Origin of the sequence: Oceanospirillum sediminis (assembly GCF_014164585.1) — a bacterium.
GTDB classification, from domain to species: Bacteria; Pseudomonadota; Gammaproteobacteria; order Pseudomonadales; family Halomonadaceae; genus Oceanospirillum; species Oceanospirillum sediminis.
Window position 1 is genome coordinate 1 of record NZ_JACJFM010000028.1, and the last position, 20,105, is coordinate 20,105.

At 46.2% G+C, this 20,105-nt stretch carries 18 protein-coding genes; 12 read left to right on the forward strand and 6 right to left on the reverse strand.

Going from position 1 to position 20,105, the window contains the following annotated elements; translation table 11 throughout:
- Positions 1-156: 156 nt before the first annotated feature.
- On the reverse strand, positions 157-1,146 hold the full coding sequence (gene epmB, locus H4O21_RS17480) for an EF-P beta-lysylation protein EpmB (protein ID WP_255487357.1): 990 nt from the start codon (positions 1,144-1,146) through the stop codon (positions 157-159).
- A 125-nt stretch (positions 1,147-1,271) separates the two neighbouring features.
- Here epmB and efp point away from each other — a divergent pair, with 125 nt between their 5' ends.
- Both efp and epmA read left to right on the forward strand, forming a co-directional pair.
- The gene (gene efp, locus H4O21_RS17485; RefSeq protein WP_182810175.1) at positions 1,272-1,838 is read left to right on the forward strand and encodes an elongation factor P; all 567 of its coding nucleotides are present in this window, start codon (positions 1,272-1,274) and stop codon (positions 1,836-1,838) included.
- A gap of 85 nt (positions 1,839-1,923) precedes the next feature.
- Positions 1,924-2,895, forward strand: a complete 972-nt coding sequence (gene epmA / locus H4O21_RS17490; RefSeq protein ID WP_182810176.1) for an EF-P lysine aminoacylase EpmA — start codon at positions 1,924-1,926, stop codon at positions 2,893-2,895.
- Positions 2,896-3,602: 707 nt separating this feature from the next.
- Here epmA and fdxA read toward each other — a convergent pair.
- A complete protein-coding gene (gene fdxA / locus H4O21_RS17495) occupies positions 3,603-3,929 on the reverse strand; it encodes a ferredoxin FdxA (RefSeq protein WP_182810177.1) in 327 nt (108 codons plus the stop codon).
- A gap of 96 nt (positions 3,930-4,025) precedes the next feature.
- Positions 4,026-6,575 (reverse strand): DNA mismatch repair protein MutS, encoded by a 2,550-nt coding sequence (gene mutS, locus H4O21_RS17500; RefSeq protein ID WP_182810238.1) that lies wholly within the window; start codon positions 6,573-6,575, stop codon positions 4,026-4,028.
- A 381-nt stretch (positions 6,576-6,956) separates the two neighbouring features.
- Here mutS and H4O21_RS17505 point away from each other — a divergent pair, with 381 nt between their 5' ends.
- From H4O21_RS17505 to H4O21_RS17545, 9 genes are all read left to right on the forward strand, one after another.
- Positions 6,957-7,313 carry a hypothetical protein gene (locus H4O21_RS17505; RefSeq protein ID WP_182810178.1) on the forward strand — a complete coding sequence of 119 codons (357 nt, stop codon included), beginning with the start codon at positions 6,957-6,959 and terminating at the stop codon, positions 7,311-7,313.
- Between the two features lie 434 nt (positions 7,314-7,747).
- A complete protein-coding gene (gene purD / locus H4O21_RS17510) occupies positions 7,748-9,034 on the forward strand; it encodes a phosphoribosylamine--glycine ligase (protein ID WP_182810179.1) in 1,287 nt (428 codons plus the stop codon).
- Between the two features lie 247 nt (positions 9,035-9,281).
- Positions 9,282-9,740, forward strand: a complete 459-nt coding sequence (locus H4O21_RS17515) for an acyl-CoA thioesterase (protein WP_182810180.1) — start codon at positions 9,282-9,284, stop codon at positions 9,738-9,740.
- Between the two features lies 1 nt (position 9,741).
- Positions 9,742-10,614, forward strand: a complete 873-nt coding sequence (locus H4O21_RS17520) for a phosphoribulokinase (protein ID WP_182810181.1) — start codon at positions 9,742-9,744, stop codon at positions 10,612-10,614.
- 243 nt (positions 10,615-10,857) lie between these two features.
- Positions 10,858-11,199, forward strand: a complete 342-nt coding sequence (locus tag H4O21_RS17525; RefSeq protein ID WP_182810182.1) for a histidine triad nucleotide-binding protein — start codon at positions 10,858-10,860, stop codon at positions 11,197-11,199.
- 223 nt (positions 11,200-11,422) lie between these two features.
- Positions 11,423-12,397: a bifunctional enoyl-CoA hydratase/phosphate acetyltransferase gene (locus H4O21_RS17530; protein WP_182810183.1), complete on the forward strand. Its 975-nt coding sequence runs from the start codon at positions 11,423-11,425 to the stop codon at positions 12,395-12,397.
- Positions 12,394-13,593, forward strand: a complete 1,200-nt coding sequence (locus H4O21_RS17535; RefSeq protein ID WP_182810184.1) for an acetate/propionate family kinase — start codon at positions 12,394-12,396, stop codon at positions 13,591-13,593. The genes H4O21_RS17530 and H4O21_RS17535 overlap by 4 nt, the downstream gene beginning before the upstream one ends.
- A 231-nt stretch (positions 13,594-13,824) precedes the next feature.
- On the forward strand, positions 13,825-14,472 hold the full coding sequence (gene coq7 / locus H4O21_RS17540) for a 2-polyprenyl-3-methyl-6-methoxy-1,4-benzoquinone monooxygenase (protein WP_182810185.1): 648 nt from the start codon (positions 13,825-13,827) through the stop codon (positions 14,470-14,472).
- Positions 14,473-14,668: 196 nt separating this feature from the next.
- Positions 14,669-15,025, forward strand: coding sequence for a hypothetical protein (locus H4O21_RS17545; RefSeq protein ID WP_220495716.1), 357 nt, complete (start codon positions 14,669-14,671; stop codon positions 15,023-15,025).
- A 90-nt stretch (positions 15,026-15,115) separates the two neighbouring features.
- Here the strand turns inward: H4O21_RS17545 and speD are convergent, their stop codons facing one another.
- Both speD and H4O21_RS17555 read right to left on the reverse strand, forming a co-directional pair.
- Positions 15,116-15,913 carry an adenosylmethionine decarboxylase gene (gene speD, locus H4O21_RS17550; RefSeq protein WP_182810187.1) on the reverse strand — a complete coding sequence of 266 codons (798 nt, stop codon included), beginning with the start codon at positions 15,911-15,913 and terminating at the stop codon, positions 15,116-15,118.
- A 233-nt stretch (positions 15,914-16,146) separates the two neighbouring features.
- Entirely contained in the window at positions 16,147-16,578 is a 432-nt protein-coding gene (locus H4O21_RS17555) for an OsmC family protein (RefSeq protein WP_182810188.1), read from the reverse strand.
- Between the two features lie 172 nt (positions 16,579-16,750).
- Between H4O21_RS17555 and crp the strand changes: the two genes are divergently transcribed.
- A complete protein-coding gene (gene crp, locus H4O21_RS17560; protein WP_182810189.1) occupies positions 16,751-17,380 on the forward strand; it encodes a cAMP-activated global transcriptional regulator CRP in 630 nt (209 codons plus the stop codon).
- Positions 17,381-17,483: 103 nt separating this feature from the next.
- Here crp and H4O21_RS17565 read toward each other — a convergent pair whose 3' ends face one another.
- Positions 17,484-19,895, reverse strand: coding sequence for a putative bifunctional diguanylate cyclase/phosphodiesterase (locus tag H4O21_RS17565; RefSeq protein ID WP_182810190.1), 2,412 nt, complete (start codon positions 19,893-19,895; stop codon positions 17,484-17,486).
- Positions 19,896-20,105: the final 210 nt, after the last annotated feature.

The following is a 20,105-nucleotide window of genomic DNA, read 5'->3' on the forward strand; positions in this document are numbered from 1 at the left end:
ATGGTAGTGTGGGGCCTCCCCATGTGAGAGTAGGACATCATCAAGCTTTAAATTAAGAACCCCGGTCTCTATGGCCGGGGTTTTTTCGTTGCGTTCAGAAAAGCAAATTTTAAAAAGAGAAATAGAGGTATAGCCTATTTCTCTTTATTCTGTGGTTCAGATATCTGTATTTAATATTGTTTTTGAGCTTCTGCCTGGGATTTCCCGAACTAATCTAGGGAGGAGAAAGCCCGGAAGTTCCTTCTGAAGGGCTTGCCAGATCCTGATAGCTTGCTCATCGGTGACATTGAAATGACTGGCACCTTGTACTAGATCAAAAGCATGCAGATAGTAAGGCTGGATTCCTGCATCAAATAACGATTCGCTTAATGCTGCCAGTATATTTGCAGAATCATTGACTTTTTTCAGTAGAACACTTTGATTTAATACCGGCATACCGGCCTGAATCAGCTTCTTAGTAGCTTCTGTCAGCAGGGGGTCAATTTCCTGTGGATGGTTGATATGAAATACCCAGACTACTTTCAGGCGACTTGCAGTCAGGATTTCTATCAGGTCGTCAGTAATACGTTGAGGGATAACCACAGGAAAACGGGTGTGAATTCGGACTCGTTTCAGATGTGTAACCTGTTCAAGGCTGTTCAGTAACTGTTTAAGCCTTAAATCACTGGTTGCAAGCGGATCTCCACCGCTCAGGATAACCTCATTAATATGTGTATCCTGCTGAATGTAATCCTGTACCTGCTGAATCCGTTCTTTAGATAAAGCGTTATCCTGATAGTCGAAGTGCCTTCTGAAACAGTACCGGCAATTGACAGCACAGGCTCCGGAAGTAATCAGAAGGATTCTGCTCTTATATTTATGAATCAGTCCGGGAACAGGGTTGTTGGATTTTTCTTGCAGAGGATCTGTAACATAGCCCGAAGTAGCAATAGTCTCTGCAATCTGAGGCATAACCTGAAGCAGTAACGGATCTGTTATATCTCCGGGAATGATTCTGTTCAGATAAGGTTCTGGTACACGCAGCTGAAATAGCCGGTTTCCTGATATCAGATCAGAAAGGCTTTCAGGAGGGAGTTGCAGTCGCTCGATTAATTGCTCAGGGGATAGCACACTTTCCGAAAAAAGCTGCTGCCAGCTACGATTCATATGGCTTTTCTGTGCTGGAAACTGCACAGAAGATGAAGAAACAGGTATCATTGGCAACCAGATTATTATCGATCAGTTACAGGCTGAATGCCTGACAGAGAATTAAGTATTTTTGGTGACATTATATGGCTAACTATTCTACCAACGAATTCCGTTCCGGTCTTAAAGTAATGCTGGATGGAGAACCTTGTTCCATTCTGGAAAATGAATACGTAAAACCAGGTAAGGGGCAGGCATTCAATCGTGTGAAACTGCGTAACCTGAATACTGGTCGTGTATGGGAGCGGACTTTCAAGTCAGGCGAGAGCCTGGAAGGCGCAGATGTCATGGAACTGGATATGGAGTATCTGTATACCGACGGTGACTTCTGGCACTTTATGCTGACAGATGGCTCTTTTGAACAACATGGTGCTGATGAGAAAGCATTAGGGGATACCGTTAAGTGGTTGAAAGAGCAAGAAGTGTACACTGTGACGCTGTTCAATGGCGCACCGATCTCTGTTACCCCTCCAAACTTTATTGAGCTTGACGTTACTGAAACAGATCCGGGCCTGAAAGGTGATACTGCACAGGGTGGTTCTAAGCCGGCAACTCTGACAACAGGTGCCGTTGTCCGGGTTCCTCTGTTTGTTAATATTGGTGATAAGCTGAGAATTGATACACGTACAGGCGACTATGTAAGCCGTGCATGATCACTTTTCGGTATAAAAAAACCGGCCTTCAATACAGGCCGGTTTTTTTTTGCGTATGGTTTCCCCTGACTCTGCTGGAACTTTTATGAATAAACTTTGGCAACCTTCTGCACCAATAGAGAACCTGAGATTGAGGGCTGAGACGCTGAATCAGGTCCGTCAGTTTTTTTATGACAGGCATATCCTTGAAGTTGAAACCCCGATTCTGGGGCGTGGAGGCAGTACCGATCCTTATCTGGATTCTATGATAACCGTTTGCAGTGGCGGTGGCATGAGTGAATCTGTAACACTTTATCTGCAGACATCGCCTGAATTTCATATGAAACGCTTGCTGGCAGCTGGTAGTGGCCCTATTTGGCAGCTATCCCGCAGCTTCAGAAATGGAGAGGCCAGTAAGCGGCATAATCCTGAATTCTCAATGCTGGAGTGGTATCGTCCTGATTTTAATTTACAGCGGCTGATGGCTGAAGTTCAGGAGCTTCTGGAAGTGGTTCTGGGAGAGAAAGCGGTGGGGTTTTCCCGGTACAGAGACTTGTTCAGAACCCATCTTGCTATAGATCCTTTTGACACATCTCTTGATGAACTGAGATGTCATGCTACTGACTATGCTGGCATTAATGCTTCTGATCTTGACAGAGAGAGCTGCTGTGATTTGTTGATGTCTCATGTTATTGAGCCGGAATTAGGGCAAGAAGGTTTTACATTTGTTTATGAATATCCAGCTGCTCAGGCTGCGCTGGCACGGTTAAAAAGCGATCAGGAAGGCGATTTGGTTGCTGACCGATTTGAGTGTTACTACCAGGGACTTGAACTGGCTAATGGTTACCATGAACTCTGTGACCCCCGAGAACAGAAAGAACGTTTCTCGCAGGATAATAAGATACGCCGACAATTAGGTAAGAGTACTGTGCAGGAGGATATTCTTTTATTGGAGGCATTGCATTCCGGCTTACCGGATTGTTCTGGCGTAGCATTAGGATTTGATCGCTTACTAATGCTCAGAGCTGGTATTACAGATATCAGCGAGATACTCAGCTTTGATATGAACAGAGCCTGATATATGGATAAGATATTAACTAAGACTATTACCTGGAGCTTTGTAGGATATATCTTACAAGCTGTTAGGAAAAAGGAAGTTTATCAGGTTGTTATTCGACCTGAATCTATAGGTGAAAATGAAAAGTCTTTTAATTTCAAATAATTAAGAGAACACGTTTTTTTGAGAAATAACATGCCATAACTATTTCTGAAAATAGTGGTCTTTTTTCTGAGAAGGATTTTGATAAAGTTAAACCACGGTCAAGGACGGCAGTAAGCCAGACAAGGATTTAAGGATAGTCTGGTGTAAAGGATACATGCAGGATTGCATGTAAGGCAGGAAAGCCAGAAAGGATAAGGATAGCCAATGGAAATGGCGAATGGAAGTCACAGGGTGTGATCAGGGATTTCAGGGAAAGGCACATGGAGTGCTGATACAGGATGTAATTAAGAACGGATGCATGACTTGCCAGGAAGGCAGGTGAATGGATGCACAGGAGATGGACTGGAGTTGTGGCAGACAAGGATTTAATGGAGTTCAGGTCAGGGAAGCCACAAGGAAGACTCAGGATGGGTCAGCTGTCATGGACTAGATAGCAATCAGGGAATAAGGGCGGCCAGGCCGCCCTTCTGTTTTTTCAGAGGCTGATTAAATTAGCTGCCCTTATGTTCTGTATTTTCTGCTGTTATCGTTTTTGCTGAGATACTTTAACTTCTCTGCTGTATTCACTTTTCTATCAGATATTTCAGTTTATCCGGTGTACCGTCCCACTGTGCCGCATCCGGTAAAGGATCTTTACGCTCTGACAGGTTTGGCCACTTCTGACTGAGTTTTTCATTCAGATCAAAAAAGTGCTCCATATCAGCTGGCAGTTCATCTTCAGAGTAAATCGCTTCAGCAGGGCAAACCGGCTCACATAGTCCACAATCAATGCATTCATCCGGGTTGATGACCAGAAAGTTATCACCTTCATAAAAACAATCTACCGGGCATACTTCGACGCAGTCTGTGTATTTACACTGAATACAATTATCCGTTACAACAAAAGCCATTGGTTTTCTCCGGAAAGAAGCTGAAGGAGTAAAAGGTGCTGCATGCCCGAGCAACCGCTATTCAGATAGATGGGGGCATGCATGTAGCAGCCCATTTTACGATTTCATCATCGCTTTCAGTTCATAGAGCATGTCCAGAGCCTGACGTGGTGTCATATCATCAGGATTCAGCTCATCCAGTTTTTCCAGAGCCGGTTCTGGTTCTGCTATAGCAAACATATCATTCTGTACCGGTGTATAAGCAGCCTGAGGCTCACGACACAGTTCAGCCTGATTTTCCTGTTGTTCCAGTTGCACCAGCTTATCCTGGGCCTGGCTGACAACATGAATCGGGATACCTGCCAGTTTAGCCACCTGTAAACCATAACTCTGGCTGGCTGGCCCAGGCTGAACCTTATGCATAAAGATAATGTTGTCATTATGTTCTGTTGCATTCAGATGCAGGTTGATAACGCCATCCATCTGTTCTGGCAGGCTGGTCAGTTCAAAGTAGTGCGTTGCAAACAGGGTATAGGCTCTGAGTTTCCCTGCCAGGTGAGCTGCACAGGCCCAGGCCAGAGACAAGCCGTCAAAAGTACTGGTGCCACGACCAACTTCATCCATAAGAACAAGAGAGCAGGGGGTTGCGTTATGCAGAATATTAGCTGTTTCTGTCATTTCAACCATAAAGGTAGAGCGGCCACTAGCCAGATCATCGGATGAACCGATTCGGGTGAAAATCCGATCAATAGGTCCTAGAGTTGCGCTTTCTGCGGGTACATAACATCCTGTATGGGCCAGTAATACGATCAGAGCAATCTGACGCATGAAGGTCGATTTACCCCCCATATTCGGGCCGGTAATAATCGCCATACGCTGATCATTATTAAATTCCAGATCATTAGGCACAAATGGCTGATCACTGACCTGTTCAACAACCGGATGTCGTCCACTTTCAATGGTGATCCCGTTATCCCGAACCAGTCTGGGACGGTTGAAATTGAGGCTTTCGGCACGCTCAGCAAAATTATTCAGTACATCCAGCTCTGATAAAGATATTGCCAGATTCTGCAGTCCTGTCAGGTTCTGGTTTAATTGTTCCAGCAGAGCTTCATACAAGGCTTTTTCTCGTGCCAGTGCGCGGGATCGACTGCTCAGGACTTTATCTTCAAACTCTTTCAGTTCCGGGGTGATAAAACGCTCGGCATTTTTCAGTGTCTGGCGACGGATATAATCAGCAGGCGCTTTGTCGGACTGAGCCCGACTGATTTCAATATAGTAACCGTGGACCCGGTTATAACCGACTTTAAGCGTTGACAGACCGGTTCGGCTTCTTTCCTGCTCTTCCAGCCGGATCAGATAATCCCCGGCATGTTCGCTGAGCTGGCGTAATTCATCCAATTCGGCATCATAACCGTCAGCAATAACGCCACCATCACGAATAACTACCGGAGGATTGTCAATCACGGCTCTTTTTAGCAGATCGGCTTCATCAGGGAAGGGAACAATGGATGAACGAAGATGATCCAGCGCGCTTTCATTAATACTGTTAAGTACTGACGACAGATCGGGTAGTTCCTGAAGAGCGTCTCTTAGTCTGGCCAGATCCCGGGGGCGGGCGCTGCGTAAAGCAACTCGTGCCAGAATACGTTCTATATCCCCGATGGCTTTCAGATGGTCGTAGATATACTGCCATTGAAAGCTTTCCTGAATTGCCTGCACACAGGACTGACGCAGATGCAGCTGATCATGGCAGCGAATCGGACGATTCAGCCAGCGTCTGAGCTGACGACTGCCCATAGCCGTAGCTGTGTTATCCAGTACGGAAGCCAGAGTATTCTCAGTACCACCGGACAGATTGATATCTATCTCCAGGTTACGACGGCTGGCTGCATCAATCTGGATGCATTCATCACGGGATTCTGCCTGAATGGAGCGGACATGGGGCAGGCCTGTGCGTTGAGTATCTCTGACGTATTCCAGCAGACAGCCCGCTGCAGACAGAGCTACTTCCAGTTGCTGACAACCAAATCCGGCTAAATCCCGGGTTTCAAACTGGCGACAAAGCTGAGTAGTGGCGCTTTCCAGATCGAACTGCCAGGGGGGCTGCAGGCGGCATCCTTTTCTCTGGCTGACTGTTGAATCAAATTCTTCGCTTTCATCCAGCAGGAGCTCTGCCGGATCAAGACGCTGCAGTTCTGCCAGCAGAGCGCTGTGTTCACTGATTTCCTGAACAGTGAAACGACCACTGGTGACATCAAGAACAGCGAGGCCATAGATATTGTTTTTGCAGGTCAGTGCTGCGAGCAGATTGTCCCGGCGTTCATCCAGCAAGGCTTCATCGCTGACGGTTCCTGGCGTCAGTACTCTGACAACCTTACGCTCTACAGGCCCTTTGCTGGTCGCGGGATCACCGATCTGCTCACAAATCGCGACAGAATGCCCGCCTCTTACCAGGCGAGCCAGATAGTTTTCTGCAGAGTGAAAAGGGATACCGGCCATAGGGATAGGGTTACCCCCGGATTTCCCTCTGGCGGTTAACGTGATATCCAGCAGTTGGGCGGCTTTTTTTGCATCATCAAAAAACAGCTCATAAAAATCACCCATCCGATAAAAAACCAGTTCATTCGGATGCTGTTTTTTTATTTGCAGGTACTGCTGCATCATTGGTGTATGTTTTTCGCTGGACACGGGGGATCCTGTTTCTGGCCAATAGCTGGATTTAAAGTTGAACCGTGTATTTTACTCAATGCGCTATGAGGGTTATAGCCGGATAAGATTTTTTTTGTATCACTGTTTTTATAAAGCAATATTCTTCAGTACAGACGTCAGCTCTGTTAACACAATGGAATAATTTCTCTCCGTTATTTTTTTCGAATATTCTTATTATCAAAGAGTTACTGAAGTTATCAATGCATCATGTTGCGGCTGCGAAAAAAAGTATTTGACAGCTTTTTGTGCAGTGCACTATATTTGCCTTAACGATGTTTTGTGCGGTGCAATATTTTTTTTGTCCGGGATGATGCCCTTAAAGGGCAGGAGGCAGTAATGAGCTTTTTCGAACAGTGGATAACAGAGTGTCAGAAAACGGCTAAGACGCTGAATGAATCAACGAATTGGCAGCCCTTAGAAGCTGTTAATGAGCTGGTTGCAGGTAAAGCAAAAATTGCAGAAAAGATGCTACAACAGCAGGCCCGTTATCTGTCCAGTTGTACTGATGAGCTGGGTCAGCATTGTGTTGCTCTGACTAAGAAAACAGATCCTGTTGCAGCAGTTGAATCCAATTACAGCTTTTTCTGCGAGCAGCAGGTTAAAGCGAACAGTCATTACCTGAATGTACTGGATCTGGCTGGTGAAGCTAAAACTCTGGTCGATCAGCAGGTCAATAAAGTTTTTGCTCGCTAAGACTTGTTGTTCTTAAGTCTTGCAGTTGTCTGTACTGATCGCATTGATCAGCAGACAACATCCTGCTGATCAATAATCAGTGGATTTTGTGCTTTTTGTCTGATTTAACTCCCTCCCTCTGCCAGGCAGAAAGCAACCCCGGGGTCATAGCCGGGGTTTTTTTATCTTCATTGAAAACGCCTCATAAAGGCTGATCGCTCAATGCGGTTGAGTGGTATGACTGTGATTCAGAGTTACCGGATGACAGAGGCCCTTCGTTATGATATCGAGGCAGATATTCGCTTTCGACAGAAATCATATGAACAGGTGAGCTTTGACGAATAGGCGGCAGCTCTGTCGTGCGATTCTCGTTGGATTCTGCGATAATATTACCCGGTTTCAGGATGCCTGACAGATGTCTGGCTGATCAATTTTAACAGTGAGATGAAGCAAAGATGAATGTTTTAGTCATCGGTAGTGGTGGTCGTGAGCACGCTCTGGCCTGGAAAGCAGCACAGTCTTCAAACGTCAGTAAAGTTTTTGTAGCACCGGGTAATGCCGGTACCGCAATCGAGCCGAAGCTGGAAAATGTGGCTATTGATGTGCTGGACTTTGATGGTCTGGTTGCTTTTGCAAAGGTTAATCAGATTGAACTGACTATCGTTGGCCCTGAAGCTCCTCTGGTGGAAGGCGTTGTAAACCGTTTTCAGTCAGAAGGCCTGAATATCTTCGGCCCGTCAGAAGGTGCTGCTCAGCTGGAAGGTTCTAAGGTATTCACGAAAGACTTCCTGGCGCGTCATAACATTCCCACTGCTGAATATCAGAACTTTACTGAAATTGAGCCGGCACTGACTTATCTGCGCGAAAAAGGTGCGCCGATTGTTATTAAGGCCGACGGTCTGGCTGCAGGAAAAGGCGTTATTGTTGCAATGACGCTGGAAGAAGCAGAAGATGCTGTAAAAGATATGCTGGCTGGTAATGCGTTTGGTGATGCGGGTAGCCGGGTTGTTATCGAAGAGTTCCTGGACGGTGAAGAAGCCAGTTTTATTGTGATGGTCGATGGTAAAAATGTTCTGCCAATGGCGACCAGTCAGGACCACAAGCGTATGGGCGATAAAGACACAGGCCCGAATACGGGGGGAATGGGGGCATATTCTCCGGCGCCGGTAGTAACATCAGATATCCACAACCGTATTATGGCTGAAGTGATTATGCCAACGGTTGAAGGTATGGCTGCTGAAGGTAATGACTACACAGGCTTCCTGTATGCTGGTCTGATGATCATGGCTGACGGCACTCCAAAAGTGATTGAATACAACTGCCGTTTTGGTGATCCTGAGACCCAGCCGATTATGCTGCGTCTGAAGTCTGATCTGGTTGGTCTGTGCCAGTCCGCTCTGGCAGGTGGGCTGGATACAGCAGAAGCCGTCTGGGATGTTCGTCCGTCCGTTGGTGTTGTACTGGCCGCAGGTGGATATCCCGGCAGTTATAACAAAGGTGATATTATTTCTGGTATTCCAGGTGAAGAACCTGGCCTGAAGGTATTTCATGCTGGTACACAGCTGATCGATGGTCAGGTTACTACGAATGGTGGACGTGTACTGTGTGCAACGGCTTTGGGTAACAGCGTCAGTGAAGCCCAGGCCAATGCTTATAAACTGGCTGAGCAGATTAGCTGGGATGGCATGTTCCACCGTACTGATATTGGCTATCGAGCCATTGCTCGCGAGCAGGGTGAGTGATATCTGAAGCCGGACAGGTGATGTTTCTGATATAGCCTGTAAACAGACAGACTATGGTTCAATAACCTGCACTGGTGAGCTAAAGCCGGAGTTTTCTCCGGCTTTATCGTTTTGTATCCGATGACTGATCGGACCGCTGAATATTGAAAGAGAGTTTCTGAAAAAGTGCTTACAAACAGTTCTGCTGGTTAGCTGAATCTGAAGCGTAACCGCTTTTTCAGAACCTCCCGGATTGAGGAATAATAATATGGCGCGTATCCGCATAGAGTATCCTGTTGAGCAGACGATTTTCAGCCACACAATGGCATTGAGAATTACTGATCTGAACTATGGCAATCATCTGGCCCACGATACTCTGATTTCTTTATTACATGATGCCAGGGCAAAGCTGTTTGTCTCTCATGGACATAAGGAGATTGATATTGATGGTCAGGGTGTTGGGGTGGTCGTGGCAGATCTGGCGATCTGTTATAAAGCGGAAGTTTTTTATCCGGATACTCTGACCATTGAAATTGCAGCAGATGAACTGTCCCGTAAAGGTGGGGATCTGGTCTACCGGGTAACAAAAGCATCAGATGGCGGAGTCGTTGCGCTGGCAAAAACAGGCATCGTATTCTTTGACTACAACGAACGTAAGGCCGTAGCGGTTCCTGATGAATTCAGGGCGATGATTGCTAAGGCTGATGTTGTGGCTGCAGAGGTCTGATATGTCCAGAGAGTATCCTATCGTTGCGGTGACAGGTTCTTCCGGAGCCGGTACTACAACGGTCAAAGATGCCTTTGCGCGCATGTTTCACAGAGAATCGATCAGTGCAGCTTTTGTTCATGGTGATAGTTTCCATCGTTATTCCCGTGATGAAATGAAGCGTATTCTGATAGAAGAGCCAGAGCGTAAGCGCTGGCTGAGTCATTTTGCTGTTGAAGCGAATATGCTGGATGAGCTGGAAAGACTGTTCGTTTCATATTCGGATAATGGAACAGGTGTTTACCGCCATTATATTCACGCTGAAGATAAAGAGATGGTGGAAGAAGGCTTCAGAGTGGGGACGTTTACTCCCTGGCAGGATTTACCTGAAGGCACAGATCTTCTGATGTATGAAGGACTTCATGGTGGTCTGGTAACAGAAGACTATGATATTGCTCAGTACGTTGATCTGTTGATCGGAATTGCACCGACTATTAATCTGGAGTGGATTCAGAAAATTGACCGGGATACCAAACTTCGGGGGTATTCACAGGAAGCGGTGATTGATTCTATCCAATCCCGGATGTCAGATTATATTAAATATATTGTGCCTCAGTTTGACCGGACAGATATTAATTTCCAGAGAGTACCGACGGTGGATACATCGAATCCTTTTGTGGCCCAGGATGTTCCTTCCAGTGATGAAAGTATGGTGGTAATCCGGGTAAAAGAGCGGGGCAGCGTAGACTTCCCTTACCTGGTGACTATGATAAAAGATTCTTTTATGACCAGGCCGGATACACTGGTGATTCCCGGAGGGAAAATGGGGCTGGCGATGGAGCTGCTGCTGACACCAAGAATTCATGAGTTACTGGAAAACCGACGCTTCCGATGATTAGTTTCTAATCGACGCTTCCGATGATTAGTTTCTAATCGACGCTTCCGATGATTAGTTTCTAATCGTCGCTCAGATGATTCGATCAGAATCATTGTTCTGGTGATTGGCTTCTGGTCATGGCGTTACTGGCCCTGTTGCGGATAAGTGATCGGATGATAACAGGATTAGCAGGCGTTGGAATAAGTAGGGCGGGTTGCTGTAAATCTGTCCTGAAAATAATAAAAGCTGGATGAGAAAATTATGGATTGTCTGTTCTGTAAGATTGTGGCCGGTGATATTCCGGCAGATGTGGTTTACCAGGATGAGCATGTTTTTGCGTTTCGTGATATCGACCCGAAAGCACCGAATCATATTCTGATTATTCCTAAGCGACACATTGCAACACTGAATGACCTGCAGGAAGAAGACTGTGTTCTGGTTGGCAGGTTGCAGTTTACAGCTCAAAAACTGGCTCAGGAACTGGGTTTTGCTGAAGATGGTTATCGTGTAGTGATGAATTGCAATGAAAATGGAGGTCAGACGGTTTACCACATACATATGCATCTGTTGGGCGGACGTGCTATGAGTTGGCCTCCGGGTTAAGTTTTAAGCAACTTGTTATACGAATGGACACCTCTGGTGTCCATTTTTGTATCCGATTATGACAACCGGTGCTTTTTTTGATCTGAGTTCATATTTGACCATAAAGTCAGTACTGTCGTAAAAAATATGCTACCTGAGTATCAGAAAAACGTCATAATCAGCAGGGATACTTGTTCGCAGATGCAAAAATGACATATAAATTCTAATCAGGAATCGATTTACCATGGATCAGATTATTCGCGAAATTCTGGTGCCGGATGCCCCGGGAATTGAAGACCATCACCATGAGCAACTGAATGCATTTCTGGAACAGGCTAAAACCTACGAGCCGATACCAACAGCGGTTGTTCATCCGGCAGATGGTAATAGCCTGCTGGGAGCCATTGAAGCTGCAGAAGAAGGCCTAATTATTCCTCATCTGGTGGGGCCGGAAGCACGTATTCGTGCTGTTGCCGAAGAATGTGGCGTTGATTTGGGCCGTTATACGATTGTTCCTACCGCCCATAGTCATGAATCAGCGGAACTGGCGGCGAAAATGGCCAAAGCCGGTGATGTGCATGCATTGATGAAAGGCAGCCTGGGTTCATCTGAACTGCTGAGTGCTATTCTGGATAAAAATGCCGGTTTGCGTACTGAATTTCGTCTGAGTCATGTGTTTGTGATGGATGTTCCCAGCTATCATAAAACCCTGATTGTGACTGATGCTGCAATCAATGTGGCGCCAGATCTGATTACTAAGCGTGATATTGCACAAAATGCGATCAACTGTGCCCTGGCACTGGGTATTGAGCAGCCTAAAGTGGCTATTCTGGCCGCCGTTGAAAAAGTTAAGCCTGGCATGCAAAGTACTCTGGATGCTGCTGCTCTGTGCAAAATGGCTGACCGTAAACAGATCAGGGATGGGATTCTGGATGGCCCTCTGGCATTTGATAATGCTATTTCAGCTGAGGCTGCGAGGGATAAAGGGATTGATTCACTGGTAAGCGGTGATGTCGATATTCTGCTGGTGCCGGATCTGGAAGCTGGCAATATCCTGGCAAAACAGTTGCAGTATCTGGCGGGGGCTAAATCAGCCGGTATTGTACTGGGCGCTAAAGTCCCTGTTATTCTTACCAGCCGGGCGGCTAAACCATTGGAACGTTTGAGCTCTTGTGCGGTCGCATCCTTAGTGGCTCATAAACAGGGGTTAACCGTATGAACTCCATTCTGATTGTAAATGCAGGCTCTTCCAGCCTGAAATGCTCAGTATTTGATGAATTTGATGGGGATATTCGCCAGCACTTTCGTGTGAAAGTTGCGAACCTGGCTGGTCCTGCTCGCCTGGAAATTTACGATCACAGTGAAAAAGTAGATGGTATTCTGGTCGACAAAATGGAATTGTCAGCGGAAGAGCTGGATGTAGCCCATAGTCAGGCGCATCATCAGGCTCTGTCTGTCGTTCTTAACTGGCTTGACAGAAATACTAAGTTCAGAATTACTCAGGTTGGTCACCGTGTGGTACATGGTGGTGATTTTTATTCTGAGCCTGTCGTTATTACTGATGACGTGATTGAAAAGCTGGAAACCCTGATTCCACTGGCACCACTGCATCAGCCATATAACCTTAAGCTGATTGATGTATGTAAAGATGTGTTGCCAGGTCTGCCTCAGGTTGCCTGCTTTGACACTGCTTTCCATAGTAGTATTCCGGATGTTGCCCGTAACTTCGCGATTCCTCGTGCGCTGACCCGCGAAGGTGTCAGACGTTACGGTTTTCATGGTCTTTCTTATCAATATATTCATACTAAGCTGGTTGAACTGGATAAGGATATTGCTGCCAGTCGTGCTGTTGTGGCTCATCTGGGAGCCGGAGCCAGTATGTGTGCAATAGAAAATGGTAACAGTGTTGCGTCTACTATGGGCTTTACTGCACTGGATGGTCTGCCTATGGGGAGCCGCTGTGGCCAGATTGATCCGGGCGTGCTCTTATATCTGATGCGTGAGCATAAAATGGATGTCGATGCCATTGAAAGTCTGCTGTACAAAAACAGTGGCTGGATGGGCGTTTCCGGTCTGAGCAGTGATATGCTGACGCTGCATAAGGAAGCGACGCCTCAGGCACGTGAAGCCATAGATATGTTTGTTTATCGTATTTCCCGTGAAACCGGATCTCTGGCGGCATCAATGGGAGGGATGGATACTTTTGTTTTCACCGGTGGTGTTGGTGAAAATGATGCTGAGATTCGTGCTCAGGTGGCGCATCAGAATGAGTGGCTGGGTATGAAGCTGGATGCTGCTCGTAATGAAGCCAATGAATATCTGATCAGTGCTGATGACAGCAAGATAAAAGTCTTTGCTATTCCGACCAATGAAGAGCTGATGATTGCCCGTCATACCAGTCGTCTGCTTCGCTGAGCATCTCTCTTTTAACAGAGTCAGAGTGTTTCTCTGACTCTGTTTCAGCTTACAAAGCTTAACGCCCTTTCTCTGGATCACGACCTGATCTTTCGTTATTATTTTAAATGAGATTTGTTCTTATTTGTTGGTGTGATTGACCTGGCTCAGTGCGGAATAAAAAAACATTTTCAGTCATGGCTTCCGAGGGCGGCTTTCGTTAACATGCCTGCAAATACTGGTGAGGTTATTATGAAAAGTACACGTCAACATACTCCTCTGGATAAACTGCTGATCAGTGCTGATACAGTACTGCGTACCCTGGTACCTGGTGCCGCTGAACCTTATCGTCCCTCTCCTGCGAGAGATGAGCCAGAACAGGATATGACAGCGCAGGAGCGTAAACATGCAGCTGGACTGATGCGTATTAATCATACCGGTGAAGTTTGTGCTCAGGCGCTTTATCAGGGGCAGGCTCTGACGGCAAAGCTGCCTGAAGTGAGAGAGCAGATGGATCATGCAGCGAAGGAAGAGATTGATCATCTGGCCTGGTGTGAGCAGCGTATTCGCCAGCTGGGTAGTCGTCCCAGCTTGTTGAATCCGATGTTTTACGGGCTGTCATTTGGCATTGGTGCGGCAGCTGGCGCCGCAGGCGATAAGTACAGTCTGGGCTTTGTGGCTGCAACAGAACAGCAGGTCTGCAAGCATCTGGATGATCATATGCAGCGTTTGCCCTATAACGATCAGAAGAGTCGGGCTATCCTGCAACAAATGTATACTGATGAAGAGCAACATGCTGAGCAGGCGCTGGATGCTGGCGGTATACGTTTTCCGGTACCGGTAAAAATGGTGATGAAGCTGATGTCTAAGGTGATGACGAAGTCCGTATATCGGATCTGATTACTGAAAAGGCAAAAGGGGAGCTATTTGCGACATTTGTATCTTTCAGTTGCAGTAATACTATATCACTACTTGATGCAGGGTTTTACATTAAGTAACATTAATGCTACATACAGTTTACAATGGGGCCAGGGATGCTGGCTCCTAATGGAATAAAACCGTTTTTGGAGTTCACGCAATGAATGCTTCAGGAAGTATGCTGAAAAGTTTTCTGGTCTCTTATGCCTCTCTTCCACTTCGCCATCACTTTGTTGTTTCCCTGATACTCTTAACTGTCATGGGCAGTTTAAAGTTGCTGTTGGTTAACAGTGCGCCTGATGGTATCTGGTGGCAGGCCTTAAGCACGATTAACCTGTTTATGGTCATTACTGCGCTGATGTATGGTGCGATTATTTTTTCTCAGATTATGGCCAGTGCCTGCGCTCTGGTTATGCAGGTGCTTATGCCCGGAGAGAATGCGATAGCGGCAGGGGCTGTGCTGGGGGTAATTCTTTCGGCAGTACTGATTCTGTTAATGGCACCTTATCTGCTGGATCTGATCTGGCGTTTATGATCAACAGACCGTATGCTGTAATGCCAAAATAAAAAAGCCGTATTCTGGCGACAGGATACGGCTTTTTTATAGCTTCAGTATATGGTCTGATCAGCCCATATTACGTGAATAAAATATTTCCAGCATCTCTTTACGCAGACGCGCCTCAATATCAGAGGCTTCTTCGAAAGTCAGCTTGTTTTTGTCAATGCCAAACAGATAGTTATCCAGGCTGAAGTCTTTCAGTAGCATCTTGGTATGGAACATATTTTCCTGGTAAACATTTACATCAATCATCTGATACGCTTCTTTGGTATCTTCTGACAGATAATCCTGAATCGAGGTAATGCCGTGGTCAATAAACAGTTTCCTTCCTGATTCATCACGGGTGAAGCCACGTACCCGATAGTCCATCGTAACAATATCAGAGTCGAAACTGTGAATCAGATAGTTCAGAGCTTTCAGCGGAGAGATCATACCGCAGGTCGACACATCAATGTCCAGTCTGAAAGTACTGATACCATTATCCGGATGACTTTCCGGATAGGTATGTACTGTGACATGGCTCTTATCCAGATGGGCAACCACTGTTTCAGGCAGAGGCCCCGGGCCTACTTCATTGCCTGCCTCAGCAGCACTGTCTGTCAGTTCATGTTCTGCAATCAGAATGGTGACACTGGCACCATGTGGGTCATAATCCTGACGTGAGATATTCAGTACATGTGCACCAATGATATTCGTCACATCTTTCAGTATCTGCGTCAGACGCTCTGCATTATACAGTTCATCAATATAGTCGATGTACTCTTCACGCTGCTGTTCTGTCTTGGCATAACAGATATCGTAAATGTTAAAACTCAGGGAGCTGGTCAGGTTGTTAAACCCATGAAGCCTGATTTTATCCTTCACGCCCGAAACCTCGCGCACTACAAATGTTGAATACTCGCTGACCCTGAGGTCAACCCAGCTGGAAAGGCGCGTATTATGCCTTTATTTACTACCTGATGCACAAAAAAAATCTAAAGATTTGACCTGATGCGGGCGTTTACAGAGTCTGTTGATTCTATCTGACCCGGTCTGGATATGTCTGATCCTTATCCGGGTCATAATTGATTGAGAAATAATCGTTTTTTATTTTCTTGTCAGTTCTTGCCGCTCAGGTCGATCATCTCATAATCATGTGTAATTTCGACGCCACCTGCCGCCAGCATGATAGATGCAGAACAATATTTTTCGGCTGACATTTCTACTGCTCGTTTAACATGAGCTTCTTTCAGGTTATGTCCGGTGACAACAAAATGCAGGTGTATTTTCGTAAATACGGAAGGTACAGTATCTGCCCGCTCTGCTTCAATTTCTGCCCGGCAATCCAGTATATCCTGACGGGATTTTTTCAGGATAGCAATGACATCAAAAGAACTACAGGAGCCCAGACCCATTAACAGTAATTCCATTGGGCGTGGACCGGTATTACGACCACCGTGATCCGGTGCTCCGTCAATCACCATAGCATGGCCTGAACCGGATTCAGCCACAAACTGTACGCCATCTGTCCACTTTACTGTAGCTTTCATCGACTTTTTGTCTCCTTAAGGGCAGAAAAAAAAATAAAAATAAGTTTACAATACAGGCTGTGAATATGGACGATCTGTATAAAACCTGCAAGTGTCTGACTCCATGACCTGAGTAATTCAGGTGGGATTGATTAAGATTCCGGGTTCAGACCCTTCTGATAAGGGTAAAAATATGTTAGCCGTACAAAAAGAAGAGATTCCGGGTCTGGAAGACTTTCTGGCTCTGAGCCACCGCCGGAGTTTCAATAAGCGCTCAACAGTGATCAGTGCCGGGGCTGAAAGTCGATCGATCTATTATCTGACAAAGGGGTCGGTAACCGTTTCCATTGAAGACGAAGAAGGTAATGAAATGATCATTGCTTATCTGAACGAGGGATCGTTCTTTGGTGAAATGGGACTGTTTAACGAAGGTGCACGCAGTGCCTGGGTTAAAGCTAAAACTGACTGCGAAATTGCAGAAGTCAGTTATAGTCGTTTTCAGGAGCTGACTGAAAAGGATAGTCGCTTACTTTATGCTCTGGGTAAGCAGCTATCGGAACGCTTGCGTAAGACCACCATTAAAGTCGGTGACCTGGCGTTTATGGACGTCACAGGGCGAGTTGCCCGTACTCTGCTTGATCTGTGTAAAGAGCCGGATGCAATGACTCATCCGGATGGTATGCAGATTCGTATTACCCGCCAGGAAATTGCCCGTATTGTTGGCTGCTCCAGAGAGATGGTGGGACGGGTGCTTAAAGACCTTGAAGAACAGGGACTGGTCACTGCCAGTGGAAAAACGATGGTTGTTTACGGAACTCGTTAATCTGGTTTATCCTGGAAAGTGTTTAATGCGGCCTGTATTGGTAGTGGGGAATGATCCGGAGACCTGGTCTCTGATTCGTTCCCGCAGGAGGGGGTTATCCGGGTTAACGTGCCAGAGGTAGCTTTTGAACTTTCAGTAATTCCGTATAGTTTTCTACAGATACCGGACGGCTGAAGTAATAACCCTGGAAGTGATAGCAGCCGAGTTTTATAAGTTGCTCCATAACATCCGCGTCTTCAACGCCTTCAGCAATCGTCTGCAGTTTCATATGGTTAGCCATTGCAATAATGGTTTCGGTGATGGCTTTGTCATTAGTGTCGGTTAACAGATCGGCAATAAAAGACTTATCAATCTTCAATTGGCTGATCGGCATCTTCTTCAGATATTTCAGCGATGAATACCCGGTGCCAAAATCATCAATCGACAGAGCAATACCCATTGCCCGGATCGCTTCCATTTTTTCAATAGTGCTTTCCAGGCTGCTGATCAACAGGCTTTCAGTCAATTCCAGTTCCAGTAAATCAGGGTTGGCACCGGTTTGCTGAATCACTTCATTCAGAGAATCAATGAAGTTTCCATGTTCAAATTGACGTGCGCTGATATTAACGGCCAGACGGAAGTTTTCCGGGCACAGGCCTTCTTTCTCCCAGCGTGAGAGCTGAAAACAGGCTTGCTCCAGTACCCAGCGTCCGATAGGCAGAATCAGTCCGGTCTCTTCTGCCAGAGGAATAAACTGATCAGGGGGAACAAATCCCTGGTCCGGGTGTTGCCAGCGCAGCAGTGCTTCAGCTCCGATAATCTGAAAATCCTGATTGACCTGTGGCTGATAATGCAGGTACAGCTCATTATTCTGCAATGAGGTATGCAGAGATTTTTCCATCGCCAGATGCTGATCCGCCAGTAGCTGCATACTGGGGCGATAGAAGTGAAAAGTGTTACGTCCGCTGGATTTAGCTCTGTACAGCGCCGTATCCGCTTGTTTAAGAATGCTTCTGGCATCCAGACTACCGTCCGGGAATAAACGGATGCCGATACTGGCAGAGATATGCAGTGTATGTTCACCAACCTGAATGGGTTCTGCCAGACTTTCCAGAATCCGGTTCGTAATGCGACGGGCATTCAGTGCTGCAGGCTCCATGCGACTTGCCAGCTCAGGAAGAATGACAACAAATTCATCACCTCCCAGGCGGGCAACCGTATCCTCATCGCGCATCATGACTTTCAAGCGATTGGCAATAACAATTAGCAGGTCATCGCCGACATCGTGTCCTAAAGAGTCATTAATATTTTTAAAGCGATCCAGATCCATAAATAGCAGAGCACTCTGCTGATCATGGCGTACACTTTTGGCCAGTACCTGATGCAGTCTGTCCATAAACAGGCTTCGGTTAGGTAATCCGGTCAGTGCATCGTAATAAGCCAGATGATGAATCCGGGCTTCCTGTTGTTTCCTCAAAGAGATATCGCGGGCAACGGCAAGAATATAGTTACCGTCTCCCAGCTGAATATGGCGGGCTTTGACTTCTACCGGAATCTGATTGGCATTGCGGCAGAGGATAGAACCTTCGATGGAAATATCCTGATTCTGCAGCAACTGACTACGAACGTTAATGAAGGTGTTTTCACTACTTTCATCCAGAAACAGATCGTGAAAACTGACACCCATCAGATCTTTTTTATCATATCCCAGACTGATAAACGTCTGATGATTCGCATTAAATACTTTAAAGTCTTCTGTAAAAATCAGCAGCATGTCACTGATGCTGTTCATCACATCCCGATTAAATTGCTCACTGTTGCGCAGAGCGCTTTCCGCCAGGTTCCGGGATTGCCAGAGTTCATTGAAGTTTTCTACCAGAAAGCCCAGTTCATCGTCCTTATGGCCAGATATCTGTGGCAGTAATTCCTGGCCGTCATGGCGGCTTTTCAGACGATTCAGATTACCGGATAGCAGGGTCAGTGGGCGACTGATCAGGGCGTGGAACACGTACATCAGGCACACGGCCAGTAGCAGGTTGCGTAAGAAACCTGTGCCCACAATAACAATGGCTCTGTCCAGAATATCAATGATCACAGCTTCCGGATCAGTTTCAACAATCAGAGTGCCGACGGGTTGCTGTTCGTAGATAGTATTCAGTGGAATCGCAAAAGACTGTCGCTGATTCTGCAACAGGGAAGTGATTGCAGTATTTTTACTTTCCGGGGTACGGTCAGACGAAGCCAGAATGGAGTTATCATCCAGTCGGATTTCAGCATACAGAACATAAGTATGGTTAATCAGACCGCTGACAACTCTCTGAGCCAGATCTTTGTCGATATTATAAGCAGCCTGCACAGCAGACTCTTCTACCAGATGAATGACCTGCTCTACTTTCTCATTCATACTGATATGACTGTGCCTGACGTCCAGAGCAATCTGGATGCCACTGAATAACAGACCCAGTGCTACAGCAACGAGTACGGTCGCCTTGGCCTGTTTGAACGAAATTCGGTTTTGCAGTGCAGACTTTTTCAATGTTTAATCCATTAACGCGAACCAATCAGTCGATCCGGATAATTACTTATCTGAGCATTAAAATGTTAAAGCCGCTTTCTTGCAAGCGAGTTATTGCGACTTATTGATTATAAGCATACTGGCCGAAAAAAAAGACAAAAAAACGGTATGAATAGAAATTCATACCGTTTTTGTTGTTTTCAGCTGTCACTTTTACCTGACAGACTGGAA